The 19362-nt window shown below is 72.2% G+C and carries 15 protein-coding genes; 12 read left to right on the forward strand and 3 right to left on the reverse strand.

Annotation, left to right across the window (positions count from 1 at the left end; all coding sequences use genetic code 11):
• The first annotated feature begins 38 nt into the window (after positions 1-38).
• The gene (locus tag ACIP4P_RS17605; RefSeq protein WP_400919313.1) at positions 39-1445 is read left to right on the forward strand and encodes a class II fumarate hydratase; all 1407 of its coding nucleotides are present in this window, start codon (positions 39-41) and stop codon (positions 1443-1445) included.
• Between the two features lie 93 nt (positions 1446-1538).
• Here the strand turns inward: ACIP4P_RS17605 and ACIP4P_RS17610 are convergent, their stop codons facing one another.
• Positions 1539-2009: an SPW repeat protein gene (locus ACIP4P_RS17610; RefSeq protein WP_400919316.1), complete on the reverse strand. Its 471-nt coding sequence runs from the start codon at positions 2007-2009 to the stop codon at positions 1539-1541.
• Positions 2010-2194: 185 nt separating this feature from the next.
• Between ACIP4P_RS17610 and ACIP4P_RS17615 the strand changes: the two genes are divergently transcribed.
• Both ACIP4P_RS17615 and ACIP4P_RS17620 read left to right on the forward strand, forming a co-directional pair.
• On the forward strand, positions 2195-2800 hold the full coding sequence (locus ACIP4P_RS17615; RefSeq protein WP_400919319.1) for a PadR family transcriptional regulator: 606 nt from the start codon (positions 2195-2197) through the stop codon (positions 2798-2800).
• A gap of 186 nt (positions 2801-2986) precedes the next feature.
• Positions 2987-4687 carry an acyl-CoA dehydrogenase family protein gene (locus ACIP4P_RS17620; RefSeq protein ID WP_400919322.1) on the forward strand — a complete coding sequence of 567 codons (1701 nt, stop codon included), beginning with the start codon at positions 2987-2989 and terminating at the stop codon, positions 4685-4687.
• Between the two features lie 82 nt (positions 4688-4769).
• Here ACIP4P_RS17620 and ACIP4P_RS17625 read toward each other — a convergent pair whose 3' ends face one another.
• Positions 4770-5120 (reverse strand): response regulator transcription factor, encoded by a 351-nt coding sequence (locus ACIP4P_RS17625; protein WP_400919325.1) that lies wholly within the window; start codon positions 5118-5120, stop codon positions 4770-4772.
• Positions 5121-5190: 70 nt separating this feature from the next.
• On the opposite strand from ACIP4P_RS17625, the gene ACIP4P_RS17630 reads away from it, so the two are divergent.
• The 9 genes from ACIP4P_RS17630 to ACIP4P_RS17670 all read left to right on the forward strand — a co-directional run bounded on the left by ACIP4P_RS17630 (position 5191) and on the right by ACIP4P_RS17670 (position 17265).
• On the forward strand, positions 5191-6519 hold the full coding sequence (locus ACIP4P_RS17630; RefSeq protein WP_400919327.1) for a phosphoribosyltransferase family protein: 1329 nt from the start codon (positions 5191-5193) through the stop codon (positions 6517-6519).
• Positions 6520-6828: 309 nt separating this feature from the next.
• Positions 6829-8043, forward strand: coding sequence for a 4-hydroxyphenylpyruvate dioxygenase (hppD, locus tag ACIP4P_RS17635; RefSeq protein WP_400919330.1), 1215 nt, complete (start codon positions 6829-6831; stop codon positions 8041-8043).
• Positions 8044-8100: 57 nt separating this feature from the next.
• Entirely contained in the window at positions 8101-9303 is a 1203-nt protein-coding gene (locus ACIP4P_RS17640) for a homogentisate 1,2-dioxygenase (RefSeq protein ID WP_400919333.1), read from the forward strand.
• The gene (locus ACIP4P_RS17645; protein WP_400919336.1) at positions 9300-10169 is read left to right on the forward strand and encodes a hypothetical protein; all 870 of its coding nucleotides are present in this window, start codon (positions 9300-9302) and stop codon (positions 10167-10169) included. Before ACIP4P_RS17640 ends, ACIP4P_RS17645 begins: the two co-directional genes overlap by 4 nt.
• Positions 10166-11398, forward strand: a complete 1233-nt coding sequence (gene fahA / locus ACIP4P_RS17650; protein ID WP_400919339.1) for a fumarylacetoacetase — start codon at positions 10166-10168, stop codon at positions 11396-11398. The genes ACIP4P_RS17645 and fahA overlap by 4 nt, the downstream gene beginning before the upstream one ends.
• 246 nt (positions 11399-11644) lie before the next feature.
• Positions 11645-12700 (forward strand): enoyl-CoA hydratase/isomerase family protein, encoded by a 1056-nt coding sequence (locus ACIP4P_RS17655; RefSeq protein ID WP_400919341.1) that lies wholly within the window; start codon positions 11645-11647, stop codon positions 12698-12700.
• Positions 12701-12753: 53 nt separating this feature from the next.
• Positions 12754-13428 carry a GntR family transcriptional regulator gene (locus tag ACIP4P_RS17660; RefSeq protein WP_400919344.1) on the forward strand — a complete coding sequence of 225 codons (675 nt, stop codon included), beginning with the start codon at positions 12754-12756 and terminating at the stop codon, positions 13426-13428.
• Positions 13429-13634: 206 nt separating this feature from the next.
• A complete protein-coding gene (aceE, locus tag ACIP4P_RS17665) occupies positions 13635-16337 on the forward strand; it encodes a pyruvate dehydrogenase (acetyl-transferring), homodimeric type (protein ID WP_400919347.1) in 2703 nt (900 codons plus the stop codon).
• 142 nt (positions 16338-16479) lie between these two features.
• The gene (locus ACIP4P_RS17670) at positions 16480-17265 is read left to right on the forward strand and encodes an enoyl-CoA hydratase (RefSeq protein WP_400919349.1); all 786 of its coding nucleotides are present in this window, start codon (positions 16480-16482) and stop codon (positions 17263-17265) included.
• Positions 17266-17403: 138 nt separating this feature from the next.
• On the opposite strand, the gene ACIP4P_RS17675 is transcribed toward ACIP4P_RS17670, so the two are convergent.
• Positions 17404-19290 (reverse strand): NAD-binding protein, encoded by a 1887-nt coding sequence (locus ACIP4P_RS17675; RefSeq protein WP_400919352.1) that lies wholly within the window; start codon positions 19288-19290, stop codon positions 17404-17406.
• Positions 19291-19362 lie beyond the last annotated feature (72 nt).

Here is a 19362-nt window from a genome sequence, read left to right on the forward strand (position 1 = left end):
CGGTGCGGATCAGGCCCGTACAGGAGGTGCAGCGCACGATGGGTGACGAGCGGGAGAAGCCGCAGGAGTACCGGATCGAGCACGACTCGATGGGCGAGGTCCGGGTGCCGGCCGACGCGAAGTGGCAGGCGCAGACACAGCGGGCGGTGGAGAACTTCCCGGTGTCCGGCCAGCGGCTGGAGCGCGCGCACATCGCCGCGCTGGCCCGGGTCAAGGCGGCGGCGGCGCGGGTGAACGCCCGCCTCGGGGTGCTGGACGAGGAGACCGCCGAGGCGATCGCGGCGGCGGCCGAGGAGGTCGCGGAGGGCCGCTGGGACGGACAGTTCCCGGTGGACGTCTTCCAGACCGGTTCGGGCACCTCGTCCAACATGAACGCCAACGAGGTGATCGCCACCCTGGCCGGCGAGCGGCTGGGGCGGCCGGTCCACCCGAACGACCAGGTCAACGCGAGCCAGTCGTCCAACGACGTGTTCCCGTCCTCGATCCACATCGCCGCCACCGCCGCCGTCACCCACGACCTGATCCCGGCGCTGGAGCACCTGGCGGAGGCGCTGGAGCGCAAGTCGGTCGAGTTCGCCCAGGTGGTCAAGTCGGGCCGCACCCACCTGATGGACGCCACGCCCGTCACCCTCGGCCAGGAGTTCGGCGGCTACGCGGCGCAGGTGCGGCACGGCCGGGAGCGGCTGCTGGCCACGCTCCCGCGGGTGGCCGAACTGCCTCTCGGTGGAACGGCGGTGGGCACCGGCATCAACACCCCGCCCGGTTTCCCGGCGGCCGTGATCGAGGAGGTGGCCCGGTCCACCGGGCTGCCGCTGACCGAGGCCCGTGACCACTTCGAGGCGCAGGGCGCGCGGGACGCGCTGGTCGAGCTGAGCGGCCAACTGCGCACGGTGGCGGTCGGGTTCACCAAGATCGCGAACGACCTGCGGTGGATGGGATCGGGCCCGCGCACCGGCCTGGGCGAGATCAACCTGCCGGACCTGCAGCCGGGTTCGTCCATCATGCCGGGTAAGGTGAACCCGGTGCTGCCCGAGGTGGTGCTGATGGTCGCCGCCCAGGTGGTGGGCAACGACGCGACGGTGACACTGGCCGGCGCGAGCGGCAACTTCGAGCTGAACGTGATGCTCCCGGTGATCGCCCGGAACGTGCTGGAGTCGGTGCGGCTGCTCGCCAACAGCGCCCGGCTGCTGGCGGACCGGACGGTGGACGGCATCACCGCGAACGTCGAACGGGCCCGCGAGTACGCGGAGTCCTCGCCCTCGGTGGTGACGCCGCTGAACCGGTACATCGGGTACGAGGAGGCGGCGAAGGTCGCCAAGCAGGCGCTGGCCGAGCGGAAGACCATCCGTCAGGTGGTGCTGGAGCGCGGGTACGTCGAGCGGGGCGCGCTCACCGAGGAGGAGTTGGACCGGGCGCTGGACGTGCTGCGGATGACGCACCCGTAGCGCGCGCCCCGGTCCGGGGAGACCCGGATGTGCGCCGGGGCGCGGCGGACACTCGCGTGCCCTCCGTGCCCCGGACGCGGGCTGCGGGGAAGGTCAGCCCTTGGCGCGGCCGGCCCGGCCGAGCCTCATCGATGCTCCGTTCGCCGTGATCGTGGCCATCGAGATCGCCGCGAGTCCGAGCAGGAACATCACGGCACCGACGATGACGCAGGTGACGATGTTCTTGCCTTGTGCGACGGACCCGGAGACGGCCCAGGGGGAGATGATCGTCCAGATGCCGAGCGCGGCTGCGGCCCAGGCCCGGGCGTGGGTGCGCTCGTAGGCCGATCCGTAGCCGGCCATCAGGGCGGTGTAGGCCAGACCCACGATCAGGCAGGTCACGGTCAGGGTGCTGAACGCGGTGAAGCCGACGATCCAGGGCGATGCCGCCAGGAAGAGGCCGGCCAGAATGGCCAGGGCTTCGACGCCCTGGGCGCGGGGGGTCGAGGTGACCCGCTCGTAGTGTTCCCGGAGTTCGACGATGTCCGGGTGGTGCTCCATGCCCGTTGGCAGATGTGTTGCCACCGATACCACCTCCTGTGGTTCGGACCATGGAAGGGGCGTGCCCCGTACCCATTCTGGCGCTTCTCCATGGTTTTGCACCTGATCATCCGAAATGACCGATAACCATCCGATCACGTCGGTGACCTGTGTCTCACCACTCCGACGGCCCATTGCCTATGCAACTCGTTGCATAGCAGGATGCGGGCATGGCACTGGAGCACGCGATCCTCGTCTCGCTGCTGGAGCAACCGGGCTCCGGGTACGAACTGGCCCGGCGCTTCGACCGCTCCATCGGACGCTTCTGGACCGCCACCCACCAGCAGATCTACCGGGTGCTGCGGCGGATGGAGGCGGACGGCTGGGTCGCCGCCGAGGAGGTCGCGCAGGACGGCCGGCCGGACAAGAAGGTGTACTCGGCCGCCGACCCGGGGCGGGCCGCACTGGCCGCATGGCTGCGCGAACCCGTCGAGCCGGAGACCGTACGGCACGAGCTCGCGGTCAAGATCCGGGCCGCCGCCTTCGACGACCCGGCCGCGCTGATCTCCGAGGTCGAACGGCACCGCGAGAGCCACGCCGCCCTGCTCACCCGCTACCTGCACGGCGAGCAGCGGGACTTCCCCGACCTCGCCGCGCTGGACACCCGGCAGGAGCTCCAGCACGTGGTGCTGCGCGGCGGGATCGAGTTCGAGCGGATGACCCTCGCCTGGCTGGACGACGTGCTCGCCACCCTGCGCCGACTCGCGGACGACGGACGGCACGGGGGCGGCGACGGGGACGGGGACGGCAGACGGGACGGAACGGAGAACGGATGACGGCGAACAGATTTCAGCCGACAGATTTCAACATCTGTTAGCTGAAAGCTGTCGCCTGACAGCTGTTCGCCGATCTTCGTTCTGCCTCCTCGCCATCTCTCTGCCTCGCCGTCTCGCCGTCTCGCCGGACTCCGTCACGCCACGCACCGCCGAGTCCTCACACCCTCGACCCCCTGGGAGCCCCCGATGCTCTTCAACCCGCGCACCTACGACCCCGCGCAGTTCGACGAGCCGACCCGCCGGCTGCTGCGCGCGACCGTCGACTGGTTCGAGTCCCGCGGCAAGAAGGCGCTCATCGACACCTACATCGACCGCGCCTGGTACGGCGACTTCCTCGAATTCGCCGCCCGGGAGGGCCTGTTCGCGGAGTTCCTGACCCCCTCCGCGGCCGACCCCGACAAGCGCTGGGACACCGCACGGATCGCCGAGCTGAACGAGATCCTCGGCTTCTACGGCCTCGGCTACTGGTACACCTGGCAGGTCACCATCCTGGGTCTCGGCCCGGTCTGGCAGAGCGAGAACGAGGCCGTCCGGGCCCGCGCCGCCAAGCTGCTCGCCGAGGGCCACGTGATGGCCTTCGGCCTGTCCGAGCGCACCCACGGCGCCGACATCTACTCCACCGACATGATCCTCACTCCGGACGGCGAGGGCGGCTTCACCGCGACCGGCCCCAAGTACTACATCGGCAACGGCAACGTGGCCGGCCTGGTCTCGGTCTTCGGCCGCCGCTCCGACGTCGAGGGCCCCGAGGGCTACGTCTTCTTCGCCGCCGACAGCCGCCACGAGGCGTACCACCTGGTCAAGAACGTGGTGAACGCCCAGATGTACGTCAGCGAGTTCCGCCTGGAGGACTACCCGGTGCGGGCCGAGGACGTGCTGCACACCGGGCAGGCCGCCTTCGACGCCGCGCTGAACACCGTCAACGTCGGCAAGTTCAACCTGTGCACCGCCTCGGTCGGCATCTGCGAGCACGCGATGTACGAGGCCGTCACGCACGCCCAGAACCGGGTGCTCTACGGTCGGAAGGTCACCGACTTCCCGCACGTGCGACGGGAGTTGACCGACGCCTACGCCCGCCTGGTGGCGATGAAGCTGTTCAGCGCGCGGGCCGTGGACTACTTCCGCACCGCTTCCCCCGAGGACCGCCGCTACCTGCTGTTCAACCCGATGACCAAGATGAAGGTCACCACCGAGGGCGAGAAGGTCATCGACCTGATGTGGGACGTCATCGCGGCCAAGGGCTTCGAGGCGGACACCTACTTCGACAAGGCCGCCAAGGACATCTGCGGCCTGCCGAAGCTGGAGGGCACCGTCCACGTCAACCTGGCGCTGATCCTCAAGTTCATGGGCAACTACCTGTTCGCGCCCGCCGATTACGCGCCGGTGCCGACCCGGCTGGACGCCGCCGACGACGCCTTCCTGTTCCGCCAGGGCCCGGCCCGCGGCCTCGGCGCGATCCGCTTCCACGACTGGCGCACCGCCTACGACCGGCACGCGCAGCTGCCGAACGTCGCCCGCTTCCGCGAACAGGCCGACGGCTTCTGCGAGTTGCTGCTCAAGAACGCGCCGAGCAAGGAGCAGCAGGCGGACCTGGACTTCCTGCTGGAGATCGGCCAGCTGTTCGCGCTGATCGTCTACGGCCAGCTGGTGCTGGAGCAGGCCGAGTTGACCGGTCTGGACGCGGACGTCCTGGACCAGATCTTCGACGCGCTGGTCCGCGACTTCTCCGCCCACGCGACCGAGCTGCACGGCAAGGCCTCCGCCACCGAGGAGCAGGCCGCCTGGGCGCTGGCCAACGTGCGCCGCCCGGTGGCGGACGCCGAGCGCGCCGCGAAGCTGTGGGCCCGGGTCGAGGCGCTCTCGGGCTCGTACGAGATGCAGCCGTAGGGACCGGGGACGGCAAGCAGGACCCCGGGGGTGCCGGTCGGCGGACCGGCACCCCCGGATCACCCTCGGGCGGGCGGCCGGCTCAGCCGTCGCCGAGGCCCATGTCGCGGGCCCGGGCGACCGCTTCGGCCCAGGTGGCCACGTGCAGCTTCTCGAAGATGTGGGTGACGTGGTTGCGGACGGTCTTCTCCGCGACCACCAGTTCCCGGGCGATCCGCCGGTTGTCGTGGCCGCGCGCGACCAGGTCCAGCACCTCGGCCTCGCGGGCGGTGAGGTCGGGGAAGAGCTGCCCGGCCTCGCGCATCTTCGCCCCGGCCAGCAGGGCGGTGATCCGCCCGGCCACCTCGCCGCCGAACACCGCGCTGCCCGCGGCCGCCACCTCGGCGCCGCCCGGCCCCCCGGAAAGCTCCCACCAGCCGCGGGAAGGCCCCACCGTGCAGCCGGAAAGCCGCCCGGCACCACCCCGCCGCGACCGGCGTACGGTGGAAGCCGGAGGCCGTGAAATGCACGTCACCGGAGCCCACTTCACCGACCGTACCGACGCCGGCCGTCGGCTGGCCGCCCGGCTCGGCCACCTCGGCGGCCCCGACACCGTGGTGGTCGCCCTGCCCCGCGGCGGGGTGCCGGTGGCCGCCGAGGTGGCGGCCGCGCTCGGCGCGCCGCTGGACATCTGCGTGATCCGCAAGCTCGGCGTGCCGTACCAGCCCGAGCTGGGGATGGGGGCGATCGGCGAGGACGGCGTCCGGGTGCTGAACGAGCAGGTGATCCGGCTCGCCGGGGTGGGCGAGGAGCAGATGGCGCGGGTGGAGCGGCGCGAGCGGACCGAGTTGGAGCGCCGGGCGGGCCGGTACCGGGGCGACCGTCCGGCCGCCGACCTGCGGGGGCGCACGGTGGTCGTGGTGGACGACGGCATCGCCACCGGTTCCACCGCCAAGGCCGCGTGCCGGATCGTCCGGGCGCGCGGCGCGGCCAGGGTGGTGCTGGCCGTCCCGGTGGCGCCCCCGGACTGGACGGACCGGCTGTCCGAGGTCGCCGACGAACTGGTCTGCGTCGACACGCCGTCGCCGTTCTTCGCGATCGGCGAGTTCTACGACGACTTCGCGCAGACCGGCGACGCGGAGGTGCTGCGGCTGCTGGCCGAGGCCCGGGGCGAACCGCCGCCGGAGTCCGGGGCCGTCGGCACCGACCGGGAGCTGCTGCTGCCCGTCGCCGGGGTCCGGCTGGCCGGCCGGCTGACCGTCCCGCCCGGCGCGCGCGGGGTGGTGGTGTTCGCGCACGGCAGCGGCAGCGGCCGGCACAGCCCGCGCAACCGGCAGGTCGCCTGCCACCTGAACCGGTCCGGGCTGGGCACCCTGCTGTTCGACCTGCTCACCGAGGCCGAGGAGCCGGACCGGCGCAAGGTGTTCGACGTCGCCCTGCTCGGCTCGCGGCTGACCGCCGTCGCCCGGGAGCTGGGCCGCACCGAGGGGGCGCGCGGACTGCCGCTCGGCCTGTTCGGGGCCAGTACCGGCGCCGCGGCCGCGTTGTACACGGCGGCCGAGCTGGGCGCGACGGTGCGCGCCGTGGTCTCCCGGGGCGGGCGCCCGGACCTCGCCGGGCCGGCGGTGCTGGGCCGGGTGGGCGCGCCGACGCTGCTCGTGGTGGGTGCGCTGGACGCCACGGTGCTCGACCTCAACCGGCGGGCCCGGACCGCACTGGGCGGCGAGAGCGAGCTGGCGGTGGTGCCGCGCGCGAGCCATCTGTTCGAGGAGCCCGGCACCCTCGACCAGGCCGCTGAGCTGGCCGGGAGCTGGTTCCTGCGGCACCTCCCGGCGGCGGCCGACGGCCCGTAGCGGTGGGTTGCGCAGATTTCGTGCGAGGACCGCCCGATGGCAGCACATTCTGCACAGCCGAAGGCGGGATTTCCTGATCAGCTTGTACACATTGAGCAGTGAAAAATCGACCTGTTGCCCAACCCTCACGACAGGAGCAAGCTCTGCGCAACCGCACCGCCCACCCGTTCGCCGTGCGGCGCGGCGGCCGCGATCCACGCGATCCGCGACCGGAGGGCCCGCACGCCCCCGTGAGCCCCCGCACGCCCCCGGAAACCCCGGACACCCCCGGACGCCTCAACGCCGAGGCCCTGAGTGGAGGAACGAGCGATGACCCCGCAGTCCCAGGCCCTTGAGCTGACCCCCGAGGAGCGCGAGGCCGGCCTCGACGCCGACCAGCTGCGCCGCCTCGTCGGCCTCGTCGAGCACGACCAGGCCTCCGACCCGTTCCCGGTCACCGCCCAGGACGCGGTCGTGTTCGTGGTCGGCAACGCCACCCAGACGGCCCAGTTCTACCAGGTCGTGTTCGGCATGGAGCTGGTCGCCTACTCCGGCCCGGAGACCGGCCGCCGCGACCGCAAGGCCTACGTGCTGCGCTCCGGCTCCTGCCGCTTCGTGATCCAGGGCGGCGTCCAGCCCGACAGCGCGCTGCTGGACCACCACCGCCGCCACGGCGACGGCGTGGTCGACCTCGCCCTGGAGGTCCCGGACGTCGACAAGTGCATCGAGCACGCCCGCGCCAGCGGCGCCACCGTCCTGGAGGAGCCGAACGACGTCTCGGACGAGAACGGCACCGTGCGCCGCGCGGCCATCGCCACCTACGGCGAGACCCGCCACACCCTGATCGACCGCTCCCGCTACAACGGCCCGTACCTGCCGGGCTACGTCGTCGCCAAGAGCTCCGTCACCCACCCGGAGGGCTCGCCCAAGCGCCTGTTCCAGGCCCTGGACCACGCCGTGGGCAACGTCGAGCTCGGCCGGATGGACGAGTGGGTCCAGTTCTACAACCGGGTCATGGGCTTCGTGAACATGGCCGAGTTCGTCGGCGACGACATCGCCACCGAGTACTCCGCGCTGATGTCCAAGGTCGTCGCCAGCGGCAACCACCGGGTGAAGTTCCCGCTCAACGAGCCGGCCATCGCCAAGAAGAAGTCGCAGATCGACGAGTACCTGGAGTTCTACACCGGCCCCGGCTGCCAGCACATGGCGCTCGCCACCAACGACATCCTCACCACCGTGGACGTGCTGCGTGCGCGCGGCGTGGAGTTCCTCAACACCCCCGACGCGTACTACGACGACCCGGAGCTGCGCGAGCGGATCGGCAAGGTCCGGGTGCCGATCGAGGAGCTGAAGAAGCGCGGCATCCTGGTCGACCGCGACGAGGACGGCTACCTGCTGCAGATCTTCACCAAGCCGATCGGCGACCGCCCCACCGTCTTCTACGAGTTCATCGAGCGGCACGGTTCGCTGGGCTTCGGCAAGGGCAACTTCAAGGCGCTGTTCGAGTCCATCGAGCGCGAGCAGGACCGTCGCGGCAACCTGTGAGCCTCAGGGATCCTTTGCACAGGACACCCTGACGGACGGTCGAGGAGGAGCACGGAGATGGCGTACTACCGGCAGCTGGGCAACATCCCGCCCAAGCGGCACACCCAGCACCGCACACCCGAAGGCGGGCTGTACTACGAGGAGTTGATGGGCGAGGAGGGCTTCTCCTCCGACTCGTCGCTGCTCTACCACCGGGGCATCCCCTCGGCGGTGGTCGACGCGGCGCCCTGGGAGCTGCCCGACCAGTCCACGGTGCCCAACCATCCCCTGCTCCCCCGCCACCTCAAGCTGCACGAGCTGTTCGCCGACCAGGAGTGGAAGTCCGCGGACGTCGTGAACAGCCGGCGCCTGGTCCTCGGCAACGGCGACGTGCGGATCTCGTACGTCGCCGCCGGGGCCCCCAGTGAGCTGTACCGCAACGGGCTCGGCGACGAGTGCGTGTACGTGGAGTCCGGCGCGGGCGCGGTCGAGACGGTCTTCGGCTCGATCGAGGTCGGCCAGGGCGACTACGTGATCATCCCGCGCGCAACCACCCACCGCTGGGTGCCCACCGGCGACGAGCCGCTGCGCGCGTACTGCATCGAGGCGAACAGCCACATCACCCCGGCCAAGCGCTACCTCTCCAAGTACGGGCAGCTGCTGGAGCACGCGCCGTACTGCGAGCGGGACTTCCGCGGGCCGGTCGGGCCGCTGGTGGTCGACGCCCCCGGGGACGTCGACGTGCTGGTCAAGCACCGTGGCCCGAACGGGGTTTCGGGCACCCGCTACACCGTGCCGCACCACCCCTTCGACGTGGTCGGCTGGGACGGCTGCCTGTACCCGTACGCCTTCAACATCAGCGACTTCGAGCCGATCACCGGGCGGGTCCACCAGCCGCCGCCGGCCCACCAGGTGTTCGAGGGCAACAACTTCGTGATCTGCAACTTCGTTCCCCGCAAGGTGGATTACCACCCGCTGTCGGTTCCGGTGCCGTACTACCACGCCAACGTGGACAGCGACGAGGTGATGTTCTACTGCGGCGGCGACTACGCGGCCCGCAAGGGTTCCGGCATCGCCCAGGGCTCGATCTCGCTGCACCCCGGCGGGCACACCCACGGACCGCAGCCGGGCGCGTACGAGCGCAGCATCGGCGTGGAATTCTTCGACGAGCTGGCGGTCATGGTGGACACCTTCCGCCCGCTGGAGCTCGGCGAGGGTGGGCGGGCCACCGAGGACACCGGCTACGCCTGGACCTGGGCGGGTCGGGGGCCTGGGCGATGAGCGCCGGCGCTGCCCCGGGCCCGGCCCCGGTGATTCCGGAGCTGTTCCGTGGGCTCTTCGACGACGCGGCGGTGTTCCCCCCGGGGAACCTGCCGGTCGTCGACGCGGTGCCCGCGCACCGCGCCCACCGCACGGCCTGGTACGCCGACGCCGTCGGCCCGTTCCTGTGCGGGGCGGGCCGGTTGGGCGAACTGGCCGCGGCGGTGGCGGGCACCGGGCCGCTCAGGGTCGGGCTGGTGCTGCCGGGGGGCAGCGCCGAGCTCGGGCCGGCGCTCGCCGCCGCCGCACCCTTCGAGCTCGCGGGCGTCGAGCTCGCCACCCGAAACGTCCAGGAGGCCGTGACCGAGCTGGACCGGCTGCTGCCGCCGGACGTGCCCGCCGCCGTCGAGCTGCCGCGCGAACTCCTGCGCGGGGACGGGCTGGACGCGGTGCTGGACGCCCTCGTCGACAGCGCCTACCGGGCGAAGTTCCGCACCGGCGGAGTGGTCGCCGAGGCGTTCCCCGGCGAGGACGAGCTGGCCGCCTTCCTCACCGGCTGCGCCCGGCGCGGCCTGCCGTACAAGTGCACGGCCGGACTGCACAACGCCGTCCGGCACACCGACCCGGGGACCGGCTTCGAGCACCACGGCTTCCTCAACGTGCTGCTGGCCGCCCAGGAGACCGAACCCGCCGCAGCGGCCGAGGTGTTGGCCGAACGCGACGGCCAGGTGCTGGCCAAGGCCGCGCACGCCCTGAGCGGGCACCAGGTTACGGTGATCCGCAACTCGTTCACCGCGTTCGGCACCTGCAGCATCACCGAACCCCTGGACGACCTGGCCGCGCTCGGCCTGCTGTCGCCCAGTCCACTCGTCCGGGAGGACCGTTGAGCACCACCCCCAGCAGCCCCCGCAGCTGGCTCACCAGCGCGCAGGACTCGCCGTTCGGCGTGCACAACCTGCCGTACGGCGTCTTCACCGCGGCCGACCGGCCCGGGCGGCGCCGGATCGGCGTGCGCGTCGGGGCCTTCGTGCTGGACGCCGGGGCCGCCGCCCGCGCGGCCGGCGCGCCGTCCGAGCTGCTCGACGCGGACTCGCTCAACCCGCTGATGGCAGCCGGGCGTTCGGTCTGGACCCGGGTGCGCGCCGACCTCACCCGCTGGCTGACCGACGAGTCGTTCCGCGAGGCGCTGTCGCCGGCCCTGCTGCCGGCCGACGAGGTCGAGCTGCACCTGCCGTTCGAGGTCGCGGACTACGTCGACTTCTACGCCTCCGAGCACCACGCCACCAACCTGGGCCGGATCTTCCGCCCGGGCTCGGAGCCGCTCACCCCCAACTGGAAGCACCTGCCCATCGGTTACCACGGGCGGGCGGGCACGGTCGTCGTCTCCGGCACGCCGGTGGTGCGTCCGCACGGGCAGCGCAAGGCGCCCGCCGACGCGGTGCCGAGCTTCGGGCCGTCCCGGCGGCTGGACATCGAGGCCGAGGTCGGCTTCGTCGTCGGCACGCCGTCCGAACTGGGCCGACCGGTCGTGCTGGACGACTTCCGCGAGCACGTGTTCGGCGTCTGCCTGCTCAACGACTGGTCGGCGCGCGACATCCAGGCCTGGGAGTACGTGCCGCTCGGACCGTTCCTCGGCAAGTCCTTCGCGACGTCGATCTCGCCGTGGATCGTGCCGCTGGACGCCCTGCAGCACGCCCGGGTCAGCCCGCCGGAGCGCGACGTCGAGCCGCTCCCCTACCTGGACGACCGCGGCAACGAGCCGTGGGGGCTGGACCTGGCGATGGAGGTCCGGCTGAACGGGCACCCGGTCTCGCGCCCGCCGTTCGCCTCCATGTACTGGACGGCGCAGCAGCAGCTGACCCACATGACCGTCAACGGCGCCTCGCTGCGCACCGGCGACCTGTTCGCCTCGGGGACGGTCAGCGGGCCGGAGCGGGACACCCGGGGCGCGCTGATCGAGCTGACCTGGAACGGCGAGGAGCCGCTCAAGCTGCCGGACGGGAGCACCCGGACCTTCCTGGAGGACGGCGACGAGGTCGTCATCACGGCGACGGCCCCGGGGCCGGACGGCGCGGTGGTCGGGTTCGGCGAGGTCTCGGGTCGGGTGCGGGGCTGACGGCTGACGGCTGACAGCTGACAAGTAACGGATAACGGATAACAGCCGACAGATTTCATCATCTGAAATCTGTCGGCTGTTATCCGTTTGCCCGACCCCGTTCGCGCCCCACCGCCCCCGTCGGGCGGTTCGTCGGCGTCGCACTGGCCGATGGCCGACGGCCCGGCCTCGTGATCACAACGTCCCACCCGCCCCGGTACGGTGGATCGCGGAAGGCCGGATCACCGAGGGGACGGAGCGGTTGCGATGAGCGCAGAGGCGGCGGAGGTCCGGACGGTCCTGGACACCGGCGGCAGCGGCCTCGGACGGATCGTGCTGAACCGCCCGCGAGCGCTCAACTCACTGACCCACAGCATGATCACCACCATCCGCGCCACGCTGGACGACTGGGCCGCGGACGACCGGGTGCGCGCCGTCGTCCTGACCGGAGCCGGCGAGCGGGGCCTGTGCGCGGGCGCGGACCTGCGCGCGATGCACGCCGACGTCACGGCCGGCGGAGCCGGCACCCGCGCCTTCTTCCGCGACGAGTACCGGGTGAACGCGCTGATCGCCCGCTACCCCAAGCCGTTCGTCGCGGTGATGGACGGCATCACCATGGGCGGCGGCATCGGCCTGTCCGCGCACGCCGCACTGCGGATCGTCACCGAGCACACCGTGATCGCGATGCCCGAGACCCGGATCGGACTGGTCCCGGACGTCGGCGGCAGTCGCCTACTGGCCCGCGCGCCGGGCGAGTTGGGCCTCCACCTCGGGCTCACCTCCGCCTCGACGGGCCCCGGCGACGCACTGCTGTGCGGCTTCGCGGACCACTACGTCCCGTCCGCCCGCCTGCCCGGACTGCTCGACGCCCTCGCCCACGGCACCGACCCGGCGGCGACCGTCGCCGCCCACGCCGAGCCCGCACCGCCCGCGGAGCTCGACGGGCAGCGCGCCTGGATCGACGCCTGCTACCGGGCCGACACCGTCGAGGAGATCGTCGAGCGGCTGCTCGACTCCGGCGTTCCGGCGGCGAAGGAGACCGCCGAGCTGATCCTCGGGAACTCCCCCACCGCCGTCAAGGTCGCCCTGGCCGCCCTGCGCCGGGCCCGTACCCTGCCCTCCCTGGAGGCCGTGCTCGACCAGGAGTACCGCGTCTCCTGCGCCGCGCTGGACGGCCCCGACCTGCCCGAGGGCATCCGCGCCCAGGTGATCGACAAGGACCGCAGGCCGCAGTGGTCGCCGGGTACGCTCGCCGGAGTGACAGAGGCCGAGGTCGCCCGCTTCCTCGCCCCGCGCCCGGGCGACGAGCTGGGCCTGGCCTGACCGGCCCTCGGCCGTCCGTCGAACTCCCGCCCCCGGAAAGCCTGGAGACCGCCATGAACCACCCGACGCCGGCGCCGACGCCCCTGACGGCGGGCGGATCGGCCGACCCGCTGTCCCGGGTGCCGCTGGGCGAGCAGGTGCGCGGGCTGCTGCTGGAGGGCCTGCTCGGTGGCCGCTGGCAGCCCGGGGACCGGATCGTCGAGCGGCGCCTGGCAGCCGAGTTGAACGTCAGCCAGGCGCCGGTGCGCGAGGCGCTGCGCTCCCTGCAGACCCTGGGACTGCTGGTCACCGAGCCCAACCGGGGCGTCCGGGTGCGCCAGATCGGCCCGGCGGAGCTGCGCGAGGTCTACCAGGTGCGGGCGGCGCTGGAGCGGCCGGCCGCCGAGGCGGCCGTGGTCCGACTGGCCGGGGACACCGGCGCGCTGGAGCGGCACGCCGAGGCGATGGCGGCGGCCGCCGAGGCCGGTGACACGCTCGGCCAGGCCCGGCACGGGGTCGCGTTCCACCGGGAGATCGTCGCCGCCTCCGGCAACGGGACGCTGCTGCGGACCTGGGAGGGCCTGGGCGTCGAGGTGTGGACGGTGCTGTCGCTGCACCTGGTCCGGCCGGAGCTGCACGAGAACGCCGCCGACCACCGTCCGCTGATCGAGGCGTTCCGGCGGCGGGACCCCGAGGTCGGGCGACTGCTCGCGGAGCACGTCCTGGAGTACGCCGACCGCTCCGCCTGATCTCCCTCCGCCACGGCTCGCCCGTCGCCGACCCGCCCCCCCCTTTTGTTCGCACAAAGATGATCGATCATCGCTCAAACTACTCGCCAGTAGGAGTTGACTCGCCACCCCACGCGTCCTTACGGTCCAAGTAGTTCCATGAAGAGAAACACTATTCCGTATCGCGGAATCAGTGCTGGAAGCGCACCGGTAAAGGGGAACCGCCCGTGTCCCAGCTCGACCAGCTTCACGACCAGGACCCCGAGGAGATCGCGGAGTGGCGCGACTCGCTCGACGCCGCCCGCGACTTCGGCGGGCCCCACCGCGCCGCCCACCTGCTGCGACGCCTCGTCGAACACGCCCAACGGCTGCGGCTCGACGTCCCCCCGCTGCTGGACACCCCGTACGTCAACACCATCCCCACCGCCGCGGAGCCCGCGTTCCCGGGCGACGAGGAGATGGAGCGGCGGATCACCGCCTGGAACCGCTGGAACGCCGCCGCCATGGTGACCAGGGGCAACCACCGCGGCGGCCTCGGCGGGCACATGGCCACCTACGCCTCCGCCGCCTGGCTGTACGAGGTCGGCTTCCAGCACTTCTTCCGCGGCAAGGAGGCCGACGGCTCCGGCGACCAGCTGTACGTCCAGGGCCACGCCGCCCCCGGCGTCTACGCCCGCGCGTTCCTCGAAGGCCGCCTCACCGAAGCCCAGTTGGACCGGTTCCGGCAGGAGGCCGGCGGCGACGGACTGCCCTCCTACCCGCACCCGCGCCGACTGCCCTGGTTCTGGGAGTTCCCCACCGTCTCGATGGGCCTCGGACCGCTCTCGGCGATCCACCAGGCCCGGTTCAACCGGTACTTGACGGCACGCGGGATCAAGGACACCTCCGGCTCGCACGTCTGGGCCTTCCTCGGCGACGGCGAGATGGACGAGCCGGAGTCCACCGCGGCCCTCGCCCTGGCCGCCCGCGAGGGCCTGGACAACCTGACCTTCGTGATCAACTGCAACCTCCAGCGCCTGGACGGACCGGTGCGCGGCAACGGCAAGATCGTGCAGGAGCTGGAGCGGCAGTTCCGCGCGGCCGGCTGGAACGTCGTCAAGTCGCTGTGGGGCGAGGCCTGGGACGAGCTGCTGGCCCGGGACACCACCGGCGCCCTGGTCCGCCGCCTCGGCGAGGTGCCGGACGGACAGTTCCAGACCTACGCCGCCTCCGACGCCGCGTACATCCGCGCCCACCTGTTCCACGCCGATCCCGAACTGCGCGCGCTCGCGGACGGGTTGGACGACCGGCGACTGTCCGAGATCGTCGCCACCTCCCGCGGCGGCCACGAACCGCGCAAGGTGTACGCCGCCTACCGGGCGGCCCTGGAGCACCGGGGCGCACCCACGGTGGTACTGGTGCAGACCGTCAAGGGCTGGACCCTCGGCCCCGGCTTCGAGGCCCGCAACGCCAACCACCAGATGAAGAAGCTCTCCGGGGCGGAGTTCCGCGCGATGCGCGACCTGCTCGAACTCCCCATCCCCGACAGCGCCCTGGACGCCGACCTGGTCCCCTACGCCCACCCTGGCCCGGACTCGCCCGAGGTCCGCTACCTGCGCGAGCGCCGGGCCGCGCTGGGCGGCCCCGCCCCGGCCCGCCGGGTGCGCTTCACGCCGCTGCCCGACCTGCCCGCCAAGCCCTTCGAGACGCTGCTCAAGGGCTCCGGCACGCAGGAGATCGCCACCACGATGGCCTTCGTCCGACTGGTCAAGGACCTGATCCGGGACAAGGCCACCGGCCACCGCTGGGTGCCGATCGTCCCGGACGAGGCGCGCACCTTCGGCATGGAGTCGCTCTTCCCCACCGCCGGGATCTACTCCCCGCTCGGCCAGACCTACGACCCGGTGGACCGCGACCAACTCCTCCACTACAAGGAGTCGGTGAGCGGACAGATCCTCAACGAAGGCATCACCGAGGCCGGTTCGATGGCCTCGCTGACCGCCGCCGCCACCGCGTACGCCACCCACGGCGAGCCGGTCATCCCGTTCTACATCTTCTACTCGATGTTCGGCTGGCAGCGCACCGCCGACCAGATGTGGGCCATGGCCGACCAGTTGGGCCGCGGCTTCCTGATCGGTGCCACCGCCGGACGCACCACCATGACCGGCGAGGGACTGCAACACGCCGACGGCCACTCGCAGTTGATCGCATCGACCAATCCGGCCGCGCTCTCCTACGACCCGGCCTTCGGCTACGAGGTCGCCGTGATCGTCCGCGAGGGACTGCGCCGGATGTACGGCAGCAGTCCGCAACACCCGGACGGCGAGGACGTGTTCTACTACCTCACCGTCTACAACGAGCCGCTGCCGCAGCCCGCCCTGCCCGCCGGGGACCGGATCGTCGACGGCATCCTGCACGGGCTCTACCGTTACCGCGCGGCCGACGCCACCGCGCTCGCCGCCGACGCCCCGCGGATCCAGCTGCTCGCCTCCGGCACCGCCGTGCACTGGGCACTGGCCGCACAGCGGCTGCTCGGCGAGGAGTGGGGCGTGGCGGCCGACGTCTGGTCGGCGCCGTCCTGGACGGAGCTGCGCCGGGAGGCGCTGGACTGCGACGCCGCCAACCTGGCCGAGGCGGCCGCCGGTACCGGCGCGGCGGCCCGCGTCCCGTACGTGACCCGGGCGCTCGCCGGGGCCCCCGGACCGGTGCTGGCGGTCAGCGACTGGATGCGCGCGGTGCCGGACCAGATCCGGCCCTGGGTGGAACAGGACTGGACCTCCCTGGGCACCGACGGCTTCGGCCTCTCGGACAGCCGGGCGGCGACCCGACGGCACTTCGGAGTGGACGCCGAGTCGGTGACGGTCGCCGCGCTGGCCGCACTGGCCCGCCGGGGCGAGATCAAGGCCGAGACCGTCCGGCGGGCGGCGGAACGCCACGGCGTCCGGTTCTGATCTTTCCGCTGCTCCGGCCACCGTCGGACTGGTGACCGGCGTCTCGCATACCAAGACTGGCGCGGGACCGGGCGCGTCGTAGATCGTTGGGTGGTCAGGGCGCGCCCGCGCGGTGCCGAGCAGTGGAATGGGAGTGACGGCGATGGTCGAGACCGAGGCCTACGAGACGATCCTGGTCGAGCGCAAGGGCCGGGTCGGGCTGATCACGCTCAACCGGCCCAAGGCGCTCAACGCGCTGAACACCCAGCTGATGAACGAGGTGGTGGCGGCCGCCACCGCCTTCGACCGGGACCCGGAGATCGGCTGTCTGGTGATCACCGGTTCGGAGAAGGCCTTCGCGGCCGGCGCCGACATCAAGGAGATGCAGACCAACCGGTTCCCGGACGTCTACCTGGACGACTGGCTGGGCCCGTGGGACCGCTTCGCCGCGCTGCGCAAGCCGGTGGTCGCCGCGGTGGCCGGCTTCGCGCTGGGCGGCGGCTGCGAGCTGGCGATGATGTGCGACATCCTGCTGGCCGCGGACACCGCGAAGTTCGGGCAGCCGGAGATCAAGCTCGGGGTGCTCCCCGGCATCGGCGGCTCGCAGCGGCTGACCCGGGCCATCGGCAAGGCCAAGGCCATGGACCTGTGCCTGACCGGCCGGATGATGGGCGCCGAGGAGGCCGAGCGGGCCGGCCTGGTCGCCCGGATCGTCCCGGCCGACCAGCTGCTCACCGAGGCGCTGGCCACCGCCGAGACCGTCGCGGCGATGTCCGCCCCGGCCGCGATCATGCTCAAGGAGAGCGTCAACCGGGCCTTCGAGACCACCCTCGCCGAGGGCGTCCGCTTCGAACGCCGCCTGTTCCACTCGGTGTTCGCCACCGCGGACCAGAAGGAGGGCATGTCCGCCTTCGCCGAGAAGCGGGCGGCGAAGTTCGAGAACCGCTGACGACGGCGGACTGCGGCCGGACGGCGGCGGACGGCGGCCGGCGACGCGCGAACAGGTTTCAGGCAACAGATGACAGCGAACGGATTTCAGCTGATGAAATCTGTTCGCTGTCATCCGTCCGCCGTCACCTGTTCCCCGTCACCCCTCCTCCACCAGCACCGTGTTCAGCCGCGCCAGCCCACTGCGGGTGGCGGCGACCACGATGCGGTCGCCCGGGGCCAGTCGCCGGGTGCGGTCCGCGAATCCCCAGTGCAGCTGGTTGCTGCGGGCGAAGCGGACGGCGATCACCCGGACCCCGCCCGGGTCCTCCAGGTCGTGCCGGTTGAGCCCGATCAGCCCGCTGCCGTCCTCCACCGTCAACTCGGCGATCAGCAGCACGTGCCGGAACACCGACAGCGTCCCGCGCACCTCACTGCCCATCAGGGCGGCGGCGAAGGCGGGCGCGGCCAGGTAGGAGACCGAGCGGGAGGCCGCGTTGTCCAGCGTCTTGTAGAAGTGGCCGGCGAAGTTGTCGTCGAACAGCCGGACCGTCACCCGGACGTCCGGGTTGCCGTGGCGCGCCTCCAGGGCCGCCTCCAGGTTGGTGGCGTCGTCCCCACTGACCGCGACCAGGGACCGGGCATGCTTCAGCCGGGCCCGGCGTAGCTGCTCCTCGAACGGCCCGTCGCCCAGGACCACCGGGATCCCGAGTGCCCGGGCCGTCGCGATGCCGCGGGCCTGCGGGTCGCGCTCCATGCAGACCACCGGCACCCCCATCTCGTGCAGCTGGATGGCGACCCGGGTGCCGACGTTGCCGAGTCCGACCACGATCACGTGGTCCCGGGTGCCGGCACTCGGGTTGCGCGGCAGCCCGCGCCGCCCGGAGCCGAGCACCTCGACCACGATGGCGGTGGCGACCGGCGCGAAGGTGATCCCGCAGAGGGTGATCACCACCTGGGCGGCCCGCTGCCAGCCCCCGCCCGTCCCGGTCCCGGCGGCGATGTCGGCCTGCTGGTCGGGCTGGGCCGCGCCGGCCAGGTCGAGCAGGGAGATGTAGACGGTCCAGCCGAAGTCCCGGCTGAGGTACCAGAGCACCGCGAAGGCGAGCAGCACCGCGGCGAGCGCGGTGAGCAGCACCAGCCGCATCCGGGCGCTGGTGAAGAAGCGCATGGCGTCGAGCACCCGCCAGCGCAGGCGCCTGGTCCAGTTGGTCGGCTCCCGGGGCTCCATCCGCATCGCCTGGAGCGCGGCGGTCCCGCCCGGCGGCTTCGCGGCCCCGGGCCCGGGTCTCGACTCCGCTTCCACTTCCACTTCCGCTGCCGGTGCCGCATCCGCGTCCGCGTCCGGTCCCGCTCCGGGACCGGGTTCGCGCCGCACCCCGCCCGGACGGACCGGCCCGTCGTCGCCGAACTCCTGCGCGAGCCGGACGAACTGGGCCGAGTCGCCCTCCTGTTCCGGCAGCAGGCGGATCGTGCTGAGGTCCTGCCGGTCGATCCGGTCGGCGACCACGCAGAGCCGGTCCGAGGTGATCGCGTCGTCGAACGCGATGTGCAGGTAACGGCCGCCGACCTCCACCGAGTTGGGCCGGCCGAGCGCGGCGGCGGCGAAGGCCGGGGCGGCGGTGGCGGAGCCGGAGAGCGCGGCACCGTTCCTGAGCAGCCGTTCGATGTTCTCGCCGAGACGCTGGTTGAACATCCGGAAGACGATCCGGATGCTCGGGTTGTGGCCCTGGGCGCTGAGCGCGGCGTGGATGTTCTCCTGGTCGCTGCCCTCGACCAGGGCGAGGCCGCGGGCGGTGTCGATGGACACCGCGCGCAGTGCTTCCTCGGTGATGTTCGGGTACTCGACGACGGCGGCGACGCCGGTGATCCGTTCGATCCGCGGCGCGTGGTCGCGGGTGCGGTCGGCGACCAGGACGACGACCGGGACTTCGTAGTGCTCGACGAGTTCCAGGACCAGCCGGTGGGCCAGTGCGTTTCCCCCGCAGACGATGTAGTGCTGGCTGATCGGCTCGACCGGAGGGGTCCCCCACCCTTCAGAAGTCATACCGACGGATGATATCGACGGCGGGTGACCGGAGGGTGTCGTTCCGAAGACTGCGGAGCATCACTCGAACGG

Source organism: Kitasatospora sp. NPDC089509 (genome assembly GCF_044749365.1).
Lineage (GTDB): Bacteria > Actinomycetota > Actinomycetes > Streptomycetales > Streptomycetaceae > Kitasatospora.